Annotated in this window: 16 protein-coding genes; 8 read left to right on the top strand and 8 right to left on the bottom strand. The window is 68.1% G+C overall.

Going from position 1 to position 17,086, the window contains the following annotated elements; genetic code table 11:
• Position 1: 1 nt before the first annotated feature.
• Entirely contained in the window at positions 2–811 is an 810-nt protein-coding gene (locus CJ177_RS25030) for a xanthine dehydrogenase family protein subunit M (protein ID WP_095868887.1), read from the top strand.
• Positions 808–3,519, top strand: coding sequence for a molybdopterin cofactor-binding domain-containing protein (locus tag CJ177_RS25025; protein WP_095868886.1), 2,712 nt, complete (start codon positions 808–810; stop codon positions 3,517–3,519). Before CJ177_RS25030 ends, CJ177_RS25025 begins: the two co-directional genes overlap by 4 nt.
• 32 nt (positions 3,520–3,551) lie before the next feature.
• Here CJ177_RS25025 and CJ177_RS25020 read toward each other — a convergent pair whose 3' ends face one another.
• Together CJ177_RS25020 and CJ177_RS25015 are read right to left on the bottom strand one after the other, a co-directional pair.
• Positions 3,552–4,016 (bottom strand): NUDIX domain-containing protein, encoded by a 465-nt coding sequence (locus CJ177_RS25020; protein WP_095868885.1) that lies wholly within the window; start codon positions 4,014–4,016, stop codon positions 3,552–3,554.
• A 9-nt stretch (positions 4,017–4,025) separates the two neighbouring features.
• The gene (locus CJ177_RS25015) at positions 4,026–5,330 is read right to left on the bottom strand and encodes an NAD(P)/FAD-dependent oxidoreductase (protein WP_095868884.1); all 1,305 of its coding nucleotides are present in this window, start codon (positions 5,328–5,330) and stop codon (positions 4,026–4,028) included.
• 154 nt (positions 5,331–5,484) lie between these two features.
• Here CJ177_RS25015 and CJ177_RS25010 point away from each other — a divergent pair, with 154 nt between their 5' ends.
• Entirely contained in the window at positions 5,485–6,384 is a 900-nt protein-coding gene (locus tag CJ177_RS25010) for a LysR family transcriptional regulator (protein ID WP_005244852.1), read from the top strand.
• Here the strand turns inward: CJ177_RS25010 and CJ177_RS25005 are convergent.
• Complete coding sequence (locus CJ177_RS25005; protein ID WP_025431769.1) at positions 6,381–7,325, bottom strand: alpha/beta fold hydrolase; 945 nt, start codon at positions 7,323–7,325, stop codon at positions 6,381–6,383. The genes CJ177_RS25010 and CJ177_RS25005 overlap by 4 nt on opposite strands.
• A gap of 244 nt (positions 7,326–7,569) precedes the next feature.
• On the opposite strand from CJ177_RS25005, the gene CJ177_RS25000 reads away from it, so the two are divergent.
• From CJ177_RS25000 to CJ177_RS24990, 3 genes are all read left to right on the top strand, one after another.
• On the top strand, positions 7,570–8,562 hold the full coding sequence (locus CJ177_RS25000; protein ID WP_095868883.1) for an isopenicillin N synthase family oxygenase: 993 nt from the start codon (positions 7,570–7,572) through the stop codon (positions 8,560–8,562).
• A 35-nt stretch (positions 8,563–8,597) separates the two neighbouring features.
• Complete coding sequence (locus CJ177_RS24995) at positions 8,598–9,179, top strand: NTP transferase domain-containing protein (protein ID WP_095868882.1); 582 nt, start codon at positions 8,598–8,600, stop codon at positions 9,177–9,179.
• 104 nt (positions 9,180–9,283) lie between these two features.
• Positions 9,284–9,712 (top strand): ester cyclase, encoded by a 429-nt coding sequence (locus tag CJ177_RS24990; RefSeq protein WP_025431768.1) that lies wholly within the window; start codon positions 9,284–9,286, stop codon positions 9,710–9,712.
• Between the two features lie 9 nt (positions 9,713–9,721).
• Here the strand turns inward: CJ177_RS24990 and CJ177_RS24985 are convergent, their stop codons facing one another.
• Positions 9,722–10,540, bottom strand: a complete 819-nt coding sequence (locus CJ177_RS24985; RefSeq protein WP_005244857.1) for an ABC transporter permease — start codon at positions 10,538–10,540, stop codon at positions 9,722–9,724.
• Positions 10,537–11,493 carry a daunorubicin resistance protein DrrA family ABC transporter ATP-binding protein gene (locus CJ177_RS24980; protein WP_025431767.1) on the bottom strand — a complete coding sequence of 319 codons (957 nt, stop codon included), beginning with the start codon at positions 11,491–11,493 and terminating at the stop codon, positions 10,537–10,539. The genes CJ177_RS24985 and CJ177_RS24980 overlap by 4 nt, the downstream gene beginning before the upstream one ends.
• A gap of 151 nt (positions 11,494–11,644) precedes the next feature.
• Between CJ177_RS24980 and CJ177_RS24975 the strand changes: the two genes are divergently transcribed.
• On the top strand, positions 11,645–13,285 hold the full coding sequence (locus CJ177_RS24975) for a LuxR C-terminal-related transcriptional regulator (RefSeq protein ID WP_095868881.1): 1,641 nt from the start codon (positions 11,645–11,647) through the stop codon (positions 13,283–13,285).
• Between the two features lie 110 nt (positions 13,286–13,395).
• Entirely contained in the window at positions 13,396–14,505 is a 1,110-nt protein-coding gene (locus CJ177_RS24970; protein WP_095868880.1) for an NAD(P)/FAD-dependent oxidoreductase, read from the top strand.
• On the opposite strand, the gene CJ177_RS24965 is transcribed toward CJ177_RS24970, so the two are convergent.
• The 3 genes from CJ177_RS24965 to CJ177_RS24955 are packed head-to-tail and all read right to left on the bottom strand — an operon-like array spanning position 14,477 to position 17,072.
• Positions 14,477–15,646 (bottom strand): lipid-transfer protein, encoded by a 1,170-nt coding sequence (locus tag CJ177_RS24965; RefSeq protein WP_061701031.1) that lies wholly within the window; start codon positions 15,644–15,646, stop codon positions 14,477–14,479. The two genes, CJ177_RS24970 and CJ177_RS24965, sit on opposite strands and share 29 nt — an antisense overlap.
• The gene (locus tag CJ177_RS24960; RefSeq protein ID WP_005265182.1) at positions 15,643–16,065 is read right to left on the bottom strand and encodes a MaoC family dehydratase; all 423 of its coding nucleotides are present in this window, start codon (positions 16,063–16,065) and stop codon (positions 15,643–15,645) included. The genes CJ177_RS24965 and CJ177_RS24960 overlap by 4 nt, the downstream gene beginning before the upstream one ends.
• Positions 16,062–17,072 (bottom strand): bifunctional MaoC family dehydratase N-terminal/OB-fold nucleic acid binding domain-containing protein, encoded by a 1,011-nt coding sequence (locus CJ177_RS24955; protein ID WP_095868879.1) that lies wholly within the window; start codon positions 17,070–17,072, stop codon positions 16,062–16,064. The genes CJ177_RS24960 and CJ177_RS24955 overlap by 4 nt, the downstream gene beginning before the upstream one ends.
• Positions 17,073–17,086 lie beyond the last annotated feature (14 nt).

Here is a 17,086-nt window from a genome sequence, read left to right as displayed (position 1 = left end):
GATGGATCTGTCGTTCGTGACGGAACTCTCGGCCCCACGCAGCCGTGACGACCTGCCCGCCCCGGAACCCGGAGCGGCGTTCCTGGCGGGCGGCACCTGGCTGTACTCGGAACCGCAGCCGACGGTCACCCGGCTGGTGGACCTGACCACCCTCGACTGGCCTGCGATCACCGTCCACGACGACGGACTCGAGCTCGCCGCGACGTGCACCATCGAGAATCTCTGCAACGCACCGCTTCCCGCCGAGTGGACGGCGACGAGCCTGTTCCGGCCGTGCGCCGAGTCCCTCGTCGCGTCGTGGAAGATCTGGCACACCGCGACCGTCGGCGGCAACCTCGCGCTGGCGCTCCCGGCCGGGGCCATGATCACGCTGTGCTGCGCCCTCGACGCCGAACTCCTGGTCTGGACCGCCGACGGGGGTGAACGCCGAGTCCCGGTCGACCGATTCGTCACCGATGCCGGTCGCACGGTGCTCGGAACCGGTGACCTGATCCGCAGCATCGACCTTCCCGCCACCGCATTGCGGGGCCGCACGTCGCTGCGCAAGATCGCGTACTCGCCGCTCGGACGGTCCGGCGCCCTGCTGGCCGGGCGTGCCGACGCGGACGGTTTCGCGCTGACCGTCACCGCGTCGACCGTCCGCCCGTTCGTCCTCCGCTTCCCCGCCGTTCCCGGCCCCGACGTGTTGAGCGGGTCTCTGTCGGAACGGATCTCCCCCGACGACTACCTGACCGACGCGCACGGCGCCGCGGACTGGCGTCGGCACGTCACGGGAGTCCTCGCCGAGGAGATCAGGAGGGAGCTGGAATGAAATTGACGGTCGACGGGCAGTCGGTGGATGCCGACCCACGACCCGGTCAGTGCCTGCGCACCTTCCTGCGGGAGCAGCAGCGGTTCGCGGTCAAGAAGGGTTGCGACGCCGGCGATTGCGGCGCCTGTTCCGTGCTGCTCGACGGCGCTCCGGTGCACTCGTGTGTGGTGCCGGCGCATCGCGCCGAGAACCGTGAGGTGACCACCGCGGCCGGGCTCGGCAGTCCCGATCGACTCCACCCCGTGCAGCAGCAGTTCGTCGATGCGGCCGGCTTCCAGTGCGGGTTCTGCACACCCGGAATTGTCGTGACGGCGTCCGCGCTCGACTCCGGTCAACGCGCCGACCTGCCGCGCTCACTGAAGGGGAATCTGTGCCGCTGCACCGGCTATCGCGCCATTCGCGACGCCGTCGGTGCCGTGTGCACCACCGAATCGGACAGTGCCGGTGAGTCGTTCGGCCGCTCCATTCGCGCGCCTGCCGCCACCCGGGTGGTGTGCGGCGCCGAACCCTACACCCTCGACCTGGCCGTCGAGGGCCTGACGCACATCCAGATCCTCGGCAGCCCGCACGCGCACGCCCGCATCACCCGACTCGACACGTCCGCCGCGGAGAGGCTGCCCGGCGTCCACGCGGTGCTCACCCACCGCGACAGTCCCGACGTCGCCTTCTCCACGGCCCGCCACGAGTTCCGCACCGACGACCCCGACGACACCTACGTGTTCGACACGATCCTCCGGTTCCGGGGGCAGCGCGTCGCGGCCGTCGTCGCGGATTCCGTCGACATCGCCCGGCGCGCAGTGGAACTGATCGACGTGGAATACGAAGTGCTGGAACCGGTCTTCGATCCCGACCTGGCACGCCGCCCCGGTGCCCCCCTGCTGCACGGTGACAAGGGCGCCGATTCCCGGATCGCGGACCCGTCCCGGAACCTGGTGGCCGAGGTCCACGGCGAAGTCGGCGACCTCGCGGGCGGACTCGCGGCGGCGCGGGACACGGGTGCCGTCGTGGAGGGCACGTGGCAGACGCAACGCGTGCAGCACGCGCATCTCGAAACCCACTCGGCCGTCGGCTGGCTCGACTCCGACGGGCGGCTCACCCTCCGCAGCAGCACCCAGGTGCCGTTCCTCGTCCGCGACGAACTCGCCCACCTGTTCTCGCTGGACCGCTCGCAGGTCCGGGTGTTCACCGCCCGCGTCGGTGGCGGATTCGGTGCGAAGCAGGAAATGCTGGTCGAGGACCTCGTGGCCCTCGCGGTTCTGCGCACCGGCAGACCGGTGCAGTACGAGTTCACCCGCTCCGACCAGTTCACGATCGCCCCGTGCCGGCATCCCATGCGGGTCGCGGTGAAGGTCGGGGCCGACGGGGACGGAAAGCTGACCGCGCTCGCCGTCGACGTGCTCTCGGACGCCGGCGCCTACGGCAACCACTCGGTCGGCGTGATGTTCCACGGCTGCAGCGAATCCGTTGCGCTGTACCGGTCGCCGAACAAGCGGGTGGACGCACAGGCCGTCTACACCAACAACCTGCCGTCCGGAGCGTTCCGCGGCTACGGGCTCGGCCAGATCATCTTCGCGGTGGAATCCGCGCTCGATCAGCTGGCGACGCAGCTGTCCATCGATCCGTTCGAACTGCGCCGCCGCAACGTGGTCGTCCCAGGCGACGACTTCGTCGACTTCGAGGTGGAGCACGGCGACCTCACGTACGGCAGCTACGGACTCGACCAGTGCCTCGACCTTGCGGAGGCCGCACTGCGCCGCGGCAACGACGTGCGCCCGCCGGACGGCCCGCAGTGGCGGGTCGGTGAGGGCATGGCGGCGTCCATGATCGCGACCATCCCGCCGCGGGGGCACTTCGCGGACGTGTCCTGCACCCTCGTCGAGGGCGGCCGGTACGAACTTCGGGTGGGTACCGCGGAGTTCGGCAACGGCACCACCACCGTGCACGCCCAGCTCGCCGCGTCCGCGCTGGGCACCACCGCCGACCGGATCACCGTGCTGCAATCCGACACCGACGTCGCCGGGCACGACACCGGCGCGTTCGGTTCGGCAGGCACTGTGGTCGCGGGGAAGGCGGTGCATCTTGCGGGAACCCGATTGCGGGAGCAGCTGTTCGAGGTGGCCCGCCGCGTCGCGGGTGCCGCCGAGGACGCACACTGCGCGCTGACACCCGACGCGGTCGAGGTCGCCGGGCGGGTCGTCGAACTCGACAAGCTGGTGCCCGAGGGACCGATCCGCGCCGAGGGCAGGCACGACGGCACCCCCCGCTCGGTGGTGTTCAACGTGCACGCGTTCCGGGTGGCGGTCGACACCGTCACCGGGGAGGTCCGGATCCTGCAGTCCATCCAGGCGGCGGATGCCGGCACGGTCCTCAACCCGCAGCAGTGCCGCGGGCAGGTCGAGGGCGGTGTCGCGCAGGCGATCGGCAGCGCGCTGTACGAGGAGATCCTGCTCGACGGCGCCGGGACAGTGCTCAACCCGCAGCTCCGGAATTACCACATCCCGCAGCTCGTGGACGTGCCGGACACCGAGGTCTATTTCGCGGACACCTACGACGAGCTGGGCCCGCACGGCGCCAAGTCGATGAGCGAGTCCCCGTACAACCCGGTCGCCCCCGCCCTGGCCAACGCGATCGCGGACGCCACCGGCGCCCGGCTTCGTCGTATCCCGATGACCCCCGCCGCCGTCTGGCGTGCGCTCCCGCGCCCGTGAGTACTTATTAACCGCGGGGGGTTAATAAGTACTCACGGGCGGCGAAGGCGCAACGCCTGGATGATCGGACGCTGCCCCTTGACCAGCTTCGTCTCGGCGACGCTCGCCGGGAACCAGCGGGCGTCGTCGACCTCGGGGAACTGCTGAAACTTCCCCGACCGCGGCGGCCACTCCAGCTCGAACGTGTTGCTCTCGACGAACGTGACATCCTCGCTCACCTCCGCCGCGTAGACGGTGATCAGCTTGCGTGAGGGCTGCCGGAATTCGCCGAGTAACTCGTACTCGACGGCCGGCGGCGGCGCGCCGATCTCTTCCTCGAACTCGCGCAGTGCGGCCGCGTAGGGATCCTCGCCCTCGGCGTATTCCCCCTTGGGGATCGACCACGCGGCCTCGTCCTTGCGCGCCCAGAACGGGCCGCCCATGTGCACGAGCCACAACTGCAGCACCCCCGCATCGTCGGTGCGATACAGGAGCACTCCAGCGCTGGTGACGGTCATCGACCGATGTCAGGCCGCGGCACCCTCTCGCTGCTCGGTCAGTTCGGCGGGTTCGATCTCCTGGGCGTAGTGGAAGTGCGGGCGGCGGTGTCCGAGGAACGAACCGCACCACGACATCACCGCGACGTACCGGTTGCGGAATCCGACCAGGTAGACGAGGTGCACGGCGAGCCACAGGAACCAGGCGAGTACACCGGTCAGCTCGACCTTGCCGACGCGGGTGATCGCACGGAACCGGTTGATGATCGCCATGCTGCCCTTGTCGCGGTACGTGAACGGCGTTCCGAGGGCGCGTTTCCCGGTGATGATGGCCGCGACGTGCCGTCCACCCTGCATCGCGAACGGCGACTGGGCGGGCAGGTTGTTCAGCGACGCCATGTCGCCGATCGCGTAGACGTCGTCGTAGCGGCCCACCGTGAGGTCCTCGTCGACCAGCAGGCGCCCGCCCCGGCCGGTCTCACAGCCGGTCCGGTCCGCCAGCACGGCGGCGAAGTCGTTGGCCTGGATGCCGGCCGACCAGATGATCGTGTCCGCCGTGAGGCGCTTCTCGAAACCGGTGCTCGGCGACGACAGCGTGGCACCGTGTTCGTCGATGTCGGTGACCATCGTGCCGAGCACCACCTCGACACCCGCCTTCTCCAGCGAGTCCTGCGTGTACTTGCTGAGCTTGCCGCCGAAGACCGGCAGCGTCTCGTTCGCACCCTCGACGAGGGTGACGGTGACGTCTTCGGACGTGATGTCGCGGAGCGACTTCTCGAAGTAGCGGCCCGCCAGTTCCTTGATCTGACCTGCCAGTTCGACACCGGTCGGACCGGCACCGATCACGATGAAGTGCAGCAGGTCGCGGCGACGCTCCGGGTCGGAGGTGGTGTGCGCCTCCTCGAAGCAGCGGACGATCTGCCGGCGCAGCCGGTCGGCGTCGGCGACGGTCTTGAGCGCGTACGTGACCTCGGCGAACTCGTCGTGGCCGAAGTAGGCCTGCCGGGCGCCCGTCGCGGCGATCAGGCTGTCGTAACCGATCGTGTGGCTCACCCCGCCGGCCTCGTAGACGACCTGCTTCTTGTCCGGGTCGACGTCGACGACGCGGCCGAGCCGGACGTCACCGCTGGGGTATTTGGCGAGGATCGCGCGGATGGACGGGGCGATCTCGCCGGGCGAGATGACACCGGTGGCGACCTGGTACAGAAGGGGCTGGAACAGATGCTCGGTGGTCTCGGAAATCAGCACGAACGGCGTGCCTGCCTTGCCGAGCTTCTTCGCCGCCGCAAGGGCGCCGAATCCCGATCCCACGATGACGACCTGTGTGCGATCCACCGAAAACCTCCTACTGCTTCTGGCGTCTACTTAGCGCCGCGTATGAGCTCCACATTAGGGATCGACCAATGTTAATCGCCAGTAAGCTGGGGAAATCGAAATTGTGTTATCTCGATTGCTCATAAGTCTTCACGGAAGGACGTAACCTCAGGTCATGGAGTTCCGACAGCTTCGCTACTTCCTCGCGGTCGGCGAGGAGGGCAGTTTCTCGCGCGCGGCGCAACGCTGCTTCATCTCCCAGTCGGCGATCAGCCACCAGATCGCGAAGCTCGAACACGAGTTGGGCACCACCCTCCTGGAGCGGTCGACGCGCGCCACGCGGCTGACCGCGGCAGGCGAACGGCTGATGCCCATCGCAGCCGAGATGATGGGCCTCGAGGCCCGCGCGCTGTCGGTGGGACTCGATCCCCGCAACCGGCTCCGTATCAGCGCGAGCATGAGCTTCGCAACCCAGAGCCTCGAGGCGATATCCACTGTCCGCGAAGACTTCCCGCAGCTCGACATCGAATTCGTCATCAAGGACTTCACCGACCGGATGACCGCGGTCGCGTCGGGGGACGCCGATCTCGCGCTCATTCGCGGCGGCGTCGACCGGCCCGGGCTCGAAACGGTGGAATTCGGGCTCGAGGACCTGGTGATCGTGACGTCGAGCAAACACCCACTGGCGGGGGTCTCGACCGTCGACCTGAGCGAACTGGCGCCGTACCCCCTGCTGCTCCCGCCACGCAGCAGTCAGATCCTGATCCACACCGTCGTCGAGGACGCGTTCCGGCAGGTCGGGCAGCGGGTCATGCTCGGACCGTCGATCCCCAGCGACCACACGGCCACCCTCGACGTCCTCACGACCCCGCGGTCGTGGACGGTGCTGTATGCCGACACGGCCGACGCGACTCCCCGCCGAGGGCTGAGCTTCCTGCGCGAGGCGCACGACCGGCTGCGCATCCCGGTGTGCGGGGTCGTCCGGAGCGGAACGGCGACGAGACCCGAACTCACCCACCTGTTCCGCGCGCTGGCGCAGTCGATCGCCGGGTCCGGCGGGTCGGCCGAAGCCTAGGCGTCGATCAGTCCGTGCCGGTCGACCCACGTGTGCACGTGGTCGAGCATCGTGTCGGGAACCTCGAGCTGCGGGGTGTGCCCCACGTTCGCGAGAATCACGCTGTCCCACCGCGGGTTTGCCGTCGCCACCTTGCGGGCCGCCGCGACCGGAACCAGTCGGTCGCGGTCGCCGTGGAGCAGGAGAACGGGTTGTGCGATCGACCGCATGGTGTCGAGGTATCGGCGCGGGCGAGCCAGGACCCGCATCAGCGACCGGCTGGCCTGAAGGAACGCAGCATCCTCGGACGGCAGCCCGCGCCGGTATCCCGTGAGAGCCGCTGCGGCGTCGAGGGAATCTTCCGACGCCCGGCTCGGCTCGGCGAAGCACAAATCGATCATCCGCTCGACCAACTGCCGGTCCGTCAACTTCCTGCTCGAGTACTGCAGGAACCGCTCCCCCACGAACGGCGTGAAGTACATCGCGAACTGCGCGGCGATCCGGGGGTCCGGGATCCGTTGCGCGACAGGGAGTGCGGGGTCGACGAGAACCAGCGCCGAAACCGTCTCGGGGTGCGCCGCCGCCTCGAACAGCGAGATCATGCCGCCCATCGAGTTGCCCATCAGGATCACGGGACCGCCGACGACGTCACGGAGGAAGCGATGCAGCACCTCGGCGTTGGCGCCGACCCCCGTCCGGCGATGCCCGGACGGACTGAGCCCGAATCCGGGGAGATCCACGGTGAGCACCCGGGTGCGCTCCGCGAGGACCGGTGCGATCCGGACCCAGTTGAGATGCGAGCCGCCGAGGCCGTGAACCATGACCACCGGAAGGGATCCGGTGTCGGCACCGTATTCGACCCAGTGGACGGGACCGTCGATGTCGACGACGCTGCCGGAGCCGCCCCACTGCTGCGCGAACTCCTGCCGGGCAGGTTCGCCGACTCTGTTCGGATCCACCATGTGTCCGTCCGTTCCGACTGTTGGCGTATCGAGGCCACCGGCCAGTCTACGGTGCACGCCCCGGCGGGGGCGTGAAGTATCGATTGCATGTAATTGCTTCCGAACTGTCCGGCCCGTCGACTCTACTTATGTGCCGATCATGCATTTAACGCGCACGTCACATCGAAGTCGTCACTCGTCACGTTTACGAGCAATAGTGGGTCAAACACGGAAGATTGCATGTAATCGAGGATGGAGAGACACGATGACCGGCAGCCACGCGCTGAACGAACTCGCCAAGGAATCCCGCATGGGTGGGCTCGGGACGGAGACTACCGATCGCGAGATCCGCCGAATCGACCTCTCGGACTTCGATGCTCGACGCTCCGACATCACCGAACAGCTGTGGAACGCGGCGGTCGACGTCGGCTTCTTCCAGGTCTACAACCACGGCATCGACCTCGCCGACGTGCGCAGGGCGTTCGCGATGTCCGAGCAGTTCTTCGCCCTCGATTCGGCCGTGAAGGCGCAGTACCCGCTGAAGAAGGGCTTCAACTCCGGGTGGGAGAGCAAAACCCAGGTGCGCCCGTCCATCGGCGTCCCGGACGAGAAGGAGTCGTACCAGATCACCCGGCCGCACATGGGCGACCTGTGGCCCACCGAGGAGGAGCTGGCCGGTTTCCGCGACACGATGCTCGGATTCGAGGCGCAGTGCTGGGACGTGGCGATGCGACTGCTGTCGTGCTTCGCCGACAAGCTCGGGTTCGAGCGCGGCTTCTTCGCCGAGGCCCACGACCCGTCGGTGGACAGCTACCAGAGCACCCTGCGGATGCTGCACTACTTCGCCATCCCGGAGCACCTTCGGAGCGACCTCGGCCTGTGGCGCGCCGGCGCCCACACCGACTTCGACTGCCTCACCCTCCTGTTCCAGCAAGAAGGCCAGGGCGGTCTGCAGGTGCTGCCGGGCAAGGAGATGGACACCCAGGAGTGGACGCTCATCGAGCCGTCCGGGGACGCGATCACCTGCAACATCGGCGACATGCTGATGCGGTGGAGCGACGACCGGTTGCCGTCCAACTTCCACCGCGTCAAGAATCCCGGACCGGACGGCGACCACGGCGCCCGCTACAGCCTCGCGTTCTTCGCCCAGGCCAACCGCGACGTCGTCATCTCCGGACCGGCGGGCAAGTACCCCGACATCACCGCCGAGGACTACCTCTACCAGCGTGTCAACGCGAACTTCGCCAGGGAAAAGTAAGTTGAACGCATGCAGCGCAGACCGGTGAGAACACGATGACGATCGGGGGCGTGCTGCTCGCCGCCGGGGCCGGTTCGCGCATGGGCATGCCCAAGGCACTCGTCGTCGGCGCGGACGGGGAACCGTGGCTCGCGCGCGGCGTGCGAGTGCTGTCGGACGCCGGATGCGCGCCCACCGTCGTGGTGCTCGGGGCCCGCGCAGACGAAGCCGAGGACCTACTGCCGGGCGGCGTCCCCGTCACCGTCGGGATCGCGGAGGACTGGCAGTCGGGGCTGTCGGCCTCCCTGCGCCGGGGGCTGGAGGTCGCGGCGACGTTCGACGACGTCGATGCCGTCGTCATCACCCTCGTCGATCTCCCCGACCTCGGTGTCGACGCCGTCCGTCGGGTGGCATCGGCGCCGCCCGGCGACGCCCGCTCGGCGCTCCGTCAGGCCCACTATTCCGGACGCCCGGGCCACCCCGTGCTGATCGGCCGCGCCCACTGGCTTCCGCTGCGGCGCAGTCTCACCGGAGACTCCGGCGCACGGAACTATCTCGGGGCACACGGCGCCGAGGCCGTCGACTGCTCCGACCTGGGGTCGGGCCGCGACGTCGACTCGCCGCGCGAACTCCGCTAACCCCTTGGACGAACGGGACGCTCGTTCGATCTGACGCAACGGGCGTCCCGTTGGTCCGGCCGGCAAGGGTGTACGCCGCGCCGCGACCGGCAGACAATGGAGTCATGTCACTGGAAACGAACAAGGAATTGATCCGGCGTTTCTACACCGAGATCGACGCAGGCAACATCGACGCACTGGATGAACTCGTCGACGAGAACTACCTCGACCATTCACCGGCGCCGTTTCCCGGTCTCGACGCACCAGGGCGTGAGGGACTGAAGCAGGAGTTCCGGTTGTTCTGGGATGCCACACCGGGGACACACCGGATCGACGATCAGGTGGCCGAGGGCGACAAGGTGGTCACCCGGCTGCTGTGCACCGGAACGCAGACGGGTGATCTTCCCGGAATTCCCGCGACGGGGAACCACATGGAGATGACCGCCACCGTCATCCACCGCATCGAGAACGGGCGGATCGCGGAGAAGTGGTCGGACAAGGACGTCCTCGCCATGCTCCAGCAGTTGGGGGTGATCCCCGCCGCGGCGAATTGACGCCAACCTTCAGCGGCTGACCGCCTTCTTGTACCGCCGGATCGCGAACGGCACGAAGATCACCAGCAGCACCGCCGACCATGCCAGGGAGGCGATGATCGGGTGCTGCAACGGCCACGCGTCGGGAACGGTCATGGCCGGGTTGGTGTTTCCGAACAGTTCCCGCACGGCCTGCGTCACCGCGGACACCGGATTCCATTCCGCGATCACCTTCAGCGGACCGGGCAGGTTGGTGGTCTCGACGAACGTGTTCGCGATGAACGAGAGCGGGAAGATGACGATGAAGCTGGCGTTGTTGAACACTTCCGGTGTTCGGATCCACAAACCGACCACCGCCATCACCCACGACAGCGCGTAGGCGAAGAGCAGCAGGAGCAGGTAGCCGAGCAGCGCTTCGCCGAGGCTCGAGTGGATGCGCCACCCGATGATCAGGCCGGTCAGCGACATCACGACGAGGCTGACGATGTTGATCAGGACGTCGGTGGAGGTGCGGCCGAGGAGCACGGCGGAGGGGGCCATCGGCAGCGACCGGAATCGGTCGATGATCCCCTTCTGCAGGTCCTCGACCATCCCGAGACCCGTCCACGTGGCCCCGAAGATGACTGTCTGCGTGAAGATCCCGGCGATCAGAAACTCCCGGTAGGACATCCCGGGAACCTGGATGGCACTACCGAACACGTACGCGAACAGCAGCACGAACATGATCGGCGACAACGTGGTGAACACGATGAGGTCGGGGACGCGCTTGATCTTGATCATGTTGCGCTTGGCGATCGTGAGCCCGTCCGCGAGTGCGGTGTGCACGGACGCCGTTTGTGGGGCGCTCATGAGACGTGCTCCTCTTCGGCTTCGTGTCCGGTCAGGGTGAGGAAGACGTCGTCCAGGGTCGGTCTGCGCAGGCCGACGTCGAACACCTTCACTCCTCTGTTGGAGAGGCGGCCCAGCGCCTCGACGAGGGCGTCCGCACCGCCGGTCACCGGCACCGTCACCCGGCGGACGTTTTCTTCCACCAGAATGTCGCCTGCGGCGAGTGGGGCCAGTTCGTCGCGCACGACGGAGAGTTCGATGCCCTCCCGGACGCTCAGCTCGATGCGCTCACCGCCCACGCGGTCCTTCAATTCGTCGGCGGTTCCGCGGGCGATGACCGAACCGTGGTCGATCACCGCGATCTGGTCGGCGAGGCGCTCGGCCTCTTCCATGTACTGGGTGGTCAGGAGAAGCGTGGTGCCCCTGGCGACGAGATTGTCGATGACGTCCCACAGAGCCAGCCGGGCGCGGGGGTCGAGCCCGGTGGTCGGTTCGTCCAGGAACAACACTTCCGGCTCGGCCACGAGCGCTCCCGCGAGGTCGAGACGCCGGCGCATGCCACCCGAGTAGCCCTTGACGGGACGATCTCCCGCCTCGACCAGGTCGAACTGTTCGAGCAGTTCACGGGCGCGTGCCTTACTGCGTTTGCCCCCGAGGTGGTAGAGCCGCCCGACCATCTCGAGGTTCTCGAAACCGGTGAGGTACTCGTCGACCGCCGCATACTGCCCCGACGCGCCGATCCGGGATCGGAGCACCCGCGCATCGTGGACGACGTCGAGACCGGCCACCTCCGCCCGGCCTGCGTCCGGGACGAGAAGCGTGGTGAAGACCCGCACCGCCGTCGTCTTGCCGGCGCCGTTCGGGCCGAGCAGCGCCATCACCGTTCCCGACGGGACCGCGAGGTCGACCCCGTCCAGCGCTGTGACCTTGCCGTACTTCTTGACCAGACCCTCTGCTGTTATCGCATCGACCATCAGAAGTTCCCATCCGTTGGCGTGTGGCCCCCAGTGTGACTCGAGGCACCGACAGGTTGCGAGGAATATTCGACGTTCCCGGCAGGCCCGGTGCGGCGGTAGTCTGAAAATCCGAGCAGGTCAGCGCGCAGATCTTCGGCAGGAGACAGTGATGTCCGACGCGACGTCGGAACTCCGGACGGGCCGTGCGGCCTTCGAACGACGAGACTGGCGCGACACCTACGCACGACTGTCGGGCGCCGACCGGCAGACCCCGCTGTCCGGTGACGACCTCGAACTGGTCGCCACTGCCGCCTACCTGCTCGGTGAGGACGACGCCAGCACCGAATGGTGGGAACGGGCGGTGCACGAGTGGGCCCGCGTGGGTCGACCGGTGCGCTCCGCGCGGTCCGCGTTCTGGCTCTCGTTCGTCCTGATCATGCGGGGCGAGCAGGCGCGCGGCGGCGGCTGGCTGGGCAAGGCGCAGCGACTGCTGGACACCGCGGGCGTCGATTGCGCCGAGCGCGGCTACCTGCTGGTGCCGCAGGGACTGCAACGGATCGACGCCGGTGACGGCAAGGCCGCATACGACATCTTCCGTGCGATCACGGAGGCGGGCACCCGGTTCGCCGACCCGGATCTGACGACGCTCGGGGTGCTGGGCACCGGCCATTCGCTCGTCCTGCTGGGGGACGTTGCCGACGCGGTGTCCGCGTTCGACGAGGCGATGGTCGGGGTGACGTCCGACGAGGTGTCCCCGGTGGTGGCGGGGATCGTGTACTGCGCCGTGATCGAGCAGTGCCAGAACATGTGCGATCTCCGCCGGTCCAGGGAATGGACTGTGGCGCTGGAGGAGTGGTGCTCTTCGCAACCCGACCTCGTCCCCTACCGCGGTCAGTGTCTCGTCCACCGCGCCGAGATCCTGCAACTGCAGGGCGAGTGGCCCACGGCGATGGACTCGGCGCGGCGGGCACACGAGCGGCTCGCCTCGCACGCCGCCGTCGGGTCCGCCGCCTACGTGATGGCCGACCTCCACCGCCTGCGCGGCGAGGTCGCCCAGGCCGAGAAGTTGTTCCTGGAGGCGAACCGTTGGGGCAGGCGACCGCAACCCGGACTCGCGCTGCTGCGGATGGCGCAGGGGCGGGTCGGCAGCGCGGTCGCCTCGATCCGCTGTGCGGTGGACGAGTCCACCGGCGCCGTGGAACGCGCACGGCTGCTGCCCGCCTGCGTGGACATCCAGCTCGCCGCCGGCGACGTCTCGGCGGCTCGCACCGCCGCCGACGAACTCGACTCGATCGCAACACGGTTCGCGATCCCCTACCTGCGCGCACTGTCAGCTCAGGCGTCGGGATCGGTGCTGCACGCCGAGGGACGGGGCAGCGACGCACTGACCGTTCTGCGCGACGCGTGGCGGCGCTGGCAGGACATCGGCGCGCCCTACGAGTGCGCGCGGGTCCGGGAGTCGGTCGCGCTGGTGTGCCGCGACCTGGGTGACGACGACACCGCGCAGATGGAGCACGACCTCGCGTCCGCCACCTACCGGCAACTGGGCGCGGTCCCGGATCTCGAGCGACTGCGGGCAGAGTTCCGCCCCGACCCGGCGGTCAGCACTCCCCTGACCGCGCGTGAAGTGTGTGTGCTCCGCCTCGTGGCGGCGGGCAAGAGCAACCGGGCGGTGGCGACGGAACTGTTCCTCAGCGAGAAGACGGTTGCGCGGCACCTGAGCAACATCTTCGTCAAGCTGGGGATCTCGTCTCGGTCCGCGGCCACGGCCTATGCCTACGAGCATCGCCTCGTCGGGCCGTCTGCATGAAAGTACCCATACGGTCGTACGTATCTGCGCCATTCTCCCGACGCGCCGAGATCGGCCCCGGTCATAGCGTTGAGCATGACCACCGATCACCCGAGGGAAGAAGACAGACGATGTCCACAGAACGCTTCGACACGATCGTGATCGGCGCCGGACAGGCCGGCCTCGCCACCGGATACCACCTCACAAGATGCGGGCAGCGATTCGTGATCCTCGACGCTCACGACCGCGTCGGAGACGTGTGGCGGGAACGGTTCGACTCGCTCCGGCTCTACAGTCCCGCCCGGTACGACAGTCTGCCCGGCTGGGGAATTCCCGCCCGGGGTTGGTCCTGGCCCGGGAAGGACGAGGTCGCGAACTACTTCGAGGCCTACGCGGAGCGATTCGCGTTACCGATCCGGACCGGCACCACCGTCGACGGCCTGTCCCGTGTCGGCGACCGATACGTCGTCACGGCCGGGACGGACCGATTCGAGGCAGACAACGTCGTCGTCGCCTCCGGAACGTGGCAGTCCCCGGTCCTCCCGGATCTCGCCGAGCGTCTCGACCCCCGGATCCGGCAACTGCATTCGAGCGACTACCGCAATCCGTCCCAACTGCAGGACGGGCCGGTGCTGGTGGTCGGGTGCAGCCACTCCGGCGCGGACATCGCGCTGGAAGTCTCCCATTCGCATCGCACCACGATCTCCGGACCGGTCCGCGGTGAGGTGCCGTTCGACCTCGAGGGGCGCGCCGCCCACGTCGCGATCCCCATCATGTGGTTCATGGCCAATCACGTTCTGACGGAACGCACACCCGTCGGCCGGAAGATGCGCGTCCACGTCCGTTCGGGTGGCGGACCGCTGCTGCGGGTCAAACGGGCCGACCTCGCCGCCGCCGGTGTAGAGCACTTCCCCGAGAAGGTCACCGGCGTCCACGACGGCAGACCGGTCCTCGACGACGGCACCGCACTCGACGTCCGCAACGTCATCTGGTGCACCGGGTTCCGCAAGGACACGTCGTGGATCCAGATCCCCGTCACCGGATCGGACGGGTGGCCCGAGCAGTCCCGCGGAGTCTCGCCGGACCATCCGGGACTGTATTTCGTGGGGCTGCCGTTCCTGCAGGCGTTCGCCTCGATGCTCACCGGCGGGGTGGGCAGGGATGCCGGGTATGTCGCGAAACACATTGCGCGACGACAGACTCGGGCCGGACTCAGGCCGTCAGCACCAACCCTGACGTAGGCACACCGGTCCCGGCGGTGACGAGGACGTTCTGCACGCCGGAGACCTGGTTCACGGACGTGCCGCGGATCTGACGCACACCCTCGGCGATGCCGTTCATCCCGTGGATGTAGGCCTCGCCGAGCTGGCCTCCGTGGGTGTTGAGCGGCAGACTGCCGTCGAGGTCGATGGCACCGTCGGCGATGAAGTCCTTGGCCTCGCCGCGGCCGCAGAAGCCGAGTTCTTCGAGCTGCATCAATACGTATGGTGTGAAGTGGTCGTAGAGGACGGCCAGATCCATGTCCTGCGGTCCGAGCCCGGCTTGATCCCACAGCTGCCTGCCGACCAGCTCCATCTCGGGCAGTCCCGCGAGCTCCGGACGGTAGTAGCTGGTCATGATGTACTGGTCGCTGCCGCTCCCCTGAGCCGCCGCGGCGATCACGGCCGGTTTCTGCTTCAGATCCTTCGCCCGCTCCGGTGACGTGACCACGATCGCGATGCCGCCGTCGGACTCCTGGCAGCAGTCGAGCAGGTGCAGGGGCTCGGCGATGAATCGGGAGTTCTGGTGGTCCTCGAGGGTGATCGGCTTGCCGTAGAAGAAGGCGTTCGGATTGGTGGCGGCGTGCTTGCGGTCGGTGACCGCGACCCGTCCGAAATCCTCGCTCGTAGCGCCGTATTCGTGCATGTATCGCTGGGCGACCATCGCGACGAACGCCGCCGGCGTCGACAGGCCGTGCGGGTAGGAGAACGCGTTGTCGGTACCCGACGAGTTCACCTGCTGCACCAGACCGGAGTTCACCTGCCCGAACCGCATTCCCGACCGCTCGTTGAACGCCCGGTACGCCACCACCACGTCGGCCACACCGGTGGCCACGGCCATCGCCGCCTGCTGCACGGTCGCGCACGCCGCGCCCCCGCCGTAGTGGATGCGGCTGAAGAACTTCAGGTCCGGAATGCCGACCGAACGGGCCACGGCCGCTTCGGTGTTGGTGTCCATCGTGAAGGACGTCAGGCCGCCGACGTCCGCGGGGGTCAGCCCGGCGTCGTCGAGCGCCGCAGTGACCGCCTCTGCCGCCAGCCGCAATTCGCTCCGGCCCGAGTTCTTCGAGAAGTCGGTGGCGCCGATCCCGGCGATGACAGCCTTGCCCGACAACCCGCTCATGCACCCGCTCCGTTCGTGCGTCCGTCCAGGACGAGGGTCACCTTCGACGTGATGTGGTCGCCGAGACCGTTCTTCCCGACGACGTCCAGAGTGACGACGCCGTCGTCCACCGACGCCACCGTGCCGCTCAGCGTGAGGGTGTCGTAGGCGTACCACGGAACCCCGAGGCGCAACGCGATCGACTTGATCACCGCGTTCGGTCCCGCCCAGTCGGTGACGAACCGCTGCACCAGTCCCGTGTCGGTGAGGATGTTGACGAAGATGTCCTTCGACCCGCGTTGCTGCGCCAGGTCGCGGTCGTGGTGGACGTCCTGGAAGTCGCGCGTCGCGAGCGCGGCCGAGACGACGAACGTCGGGTCGCCGGTCACGGTCAATTCCGGAAGCGTCGTTCCCACCGCGACATCGAGTGTGGACGTCATGACTGCTCCTTCGCTCCGCGCTGCCACGCGTACAGGGTCCACGGCGTGCCGCCCGTCTCTTGGTCACCCGGGAAGTCGAGGTAGATCGCCTCCACCGGCATCCCGACCGTCACCTCGGCAGGGTCGACACCGCGCAGCTCACCGAGCATCCGGACGCCTTCCTCCAGTTCGACCAGCGCCACCACGAACGGCAGCGAGCGTCCCGGGACCTTCGGCGCGTGGTGGACCACGTAGCTGAACACCGTGCCGCGACCCGACGCGACGACGTAGTCCGTCGTCTCCGCCTTGTCCTTCCACAGCGCGGGCACCGGCGGGTGCTGCAGCGATCCGTCCTCCCGCTGCTGGATCCGCAACTCGTGCGCGGCAACCCCGTCCCAGAAGAACTGGGTGTCCTGCGAGGCGCTGGGCCGCATCAACTTGGCGGGGTCGAGGTCGTCGAAGGACGCGCCCTGACCGTTCGCCGAAGGCGCCACCGGTTCAGCGGGTTTCGGGGCGAACTTCAGGATGCGGAACAGCATCTCGGCCACGACCTCGCCGGTGCCGTCGCCGTTCGCGACCCGCCACAGGCTGCGGGTGGTGAAGAACCACCCCTCACCGAGGCCCGTCTTCTTCGGACCCACGAGGTCCTCGAGGGTCGTGGTGATGGTGACCTCCTCGCCGACCTTCAGGTAGCGGTGGTAGATCTGATCGCAGTTGGTGGCGACGACGGACGTGAACCCGGCCTCGTCGAGGATCGTCGTCATCCGCCCGAGCGGGTCGTCGGGTTGCCGAACCGCGTTCAGTCCCTGCATCGTCCACACCTGGGCCATCGCGGGCGGGGCCACGACGGCGTCGTGTCCCGCTGCCCGCGCCGCCGCCTCGTCGACGTAGATCGGATTCCGGTCGCCGATCGCCTCCACCCAGTTGCGGATCATCGGCAGGTTGATCGGGTCCCGCCCGGGGCGAGGAGCGCTCGGGCCCGCCGACCGGACCTCTTCCGCGGCAGCGAGAATCTGTTCGGAACTCATTTCGCGCGGCGCTC

This window comes from Rhodococcus sp. ACPA1, from assembly GCF_002300195.1.
GTDB lineage: Bacteria > Actinomycetota > Actinomycetes > Mycobacteriales > Mycobacteriaceae > Rhodococcus_F > Rhodococcus_F opacus.
Note: the sequence above shows the minus strand (reverse complement) of the source record. Positions and strands in the feature narration are given on the sequence as shown.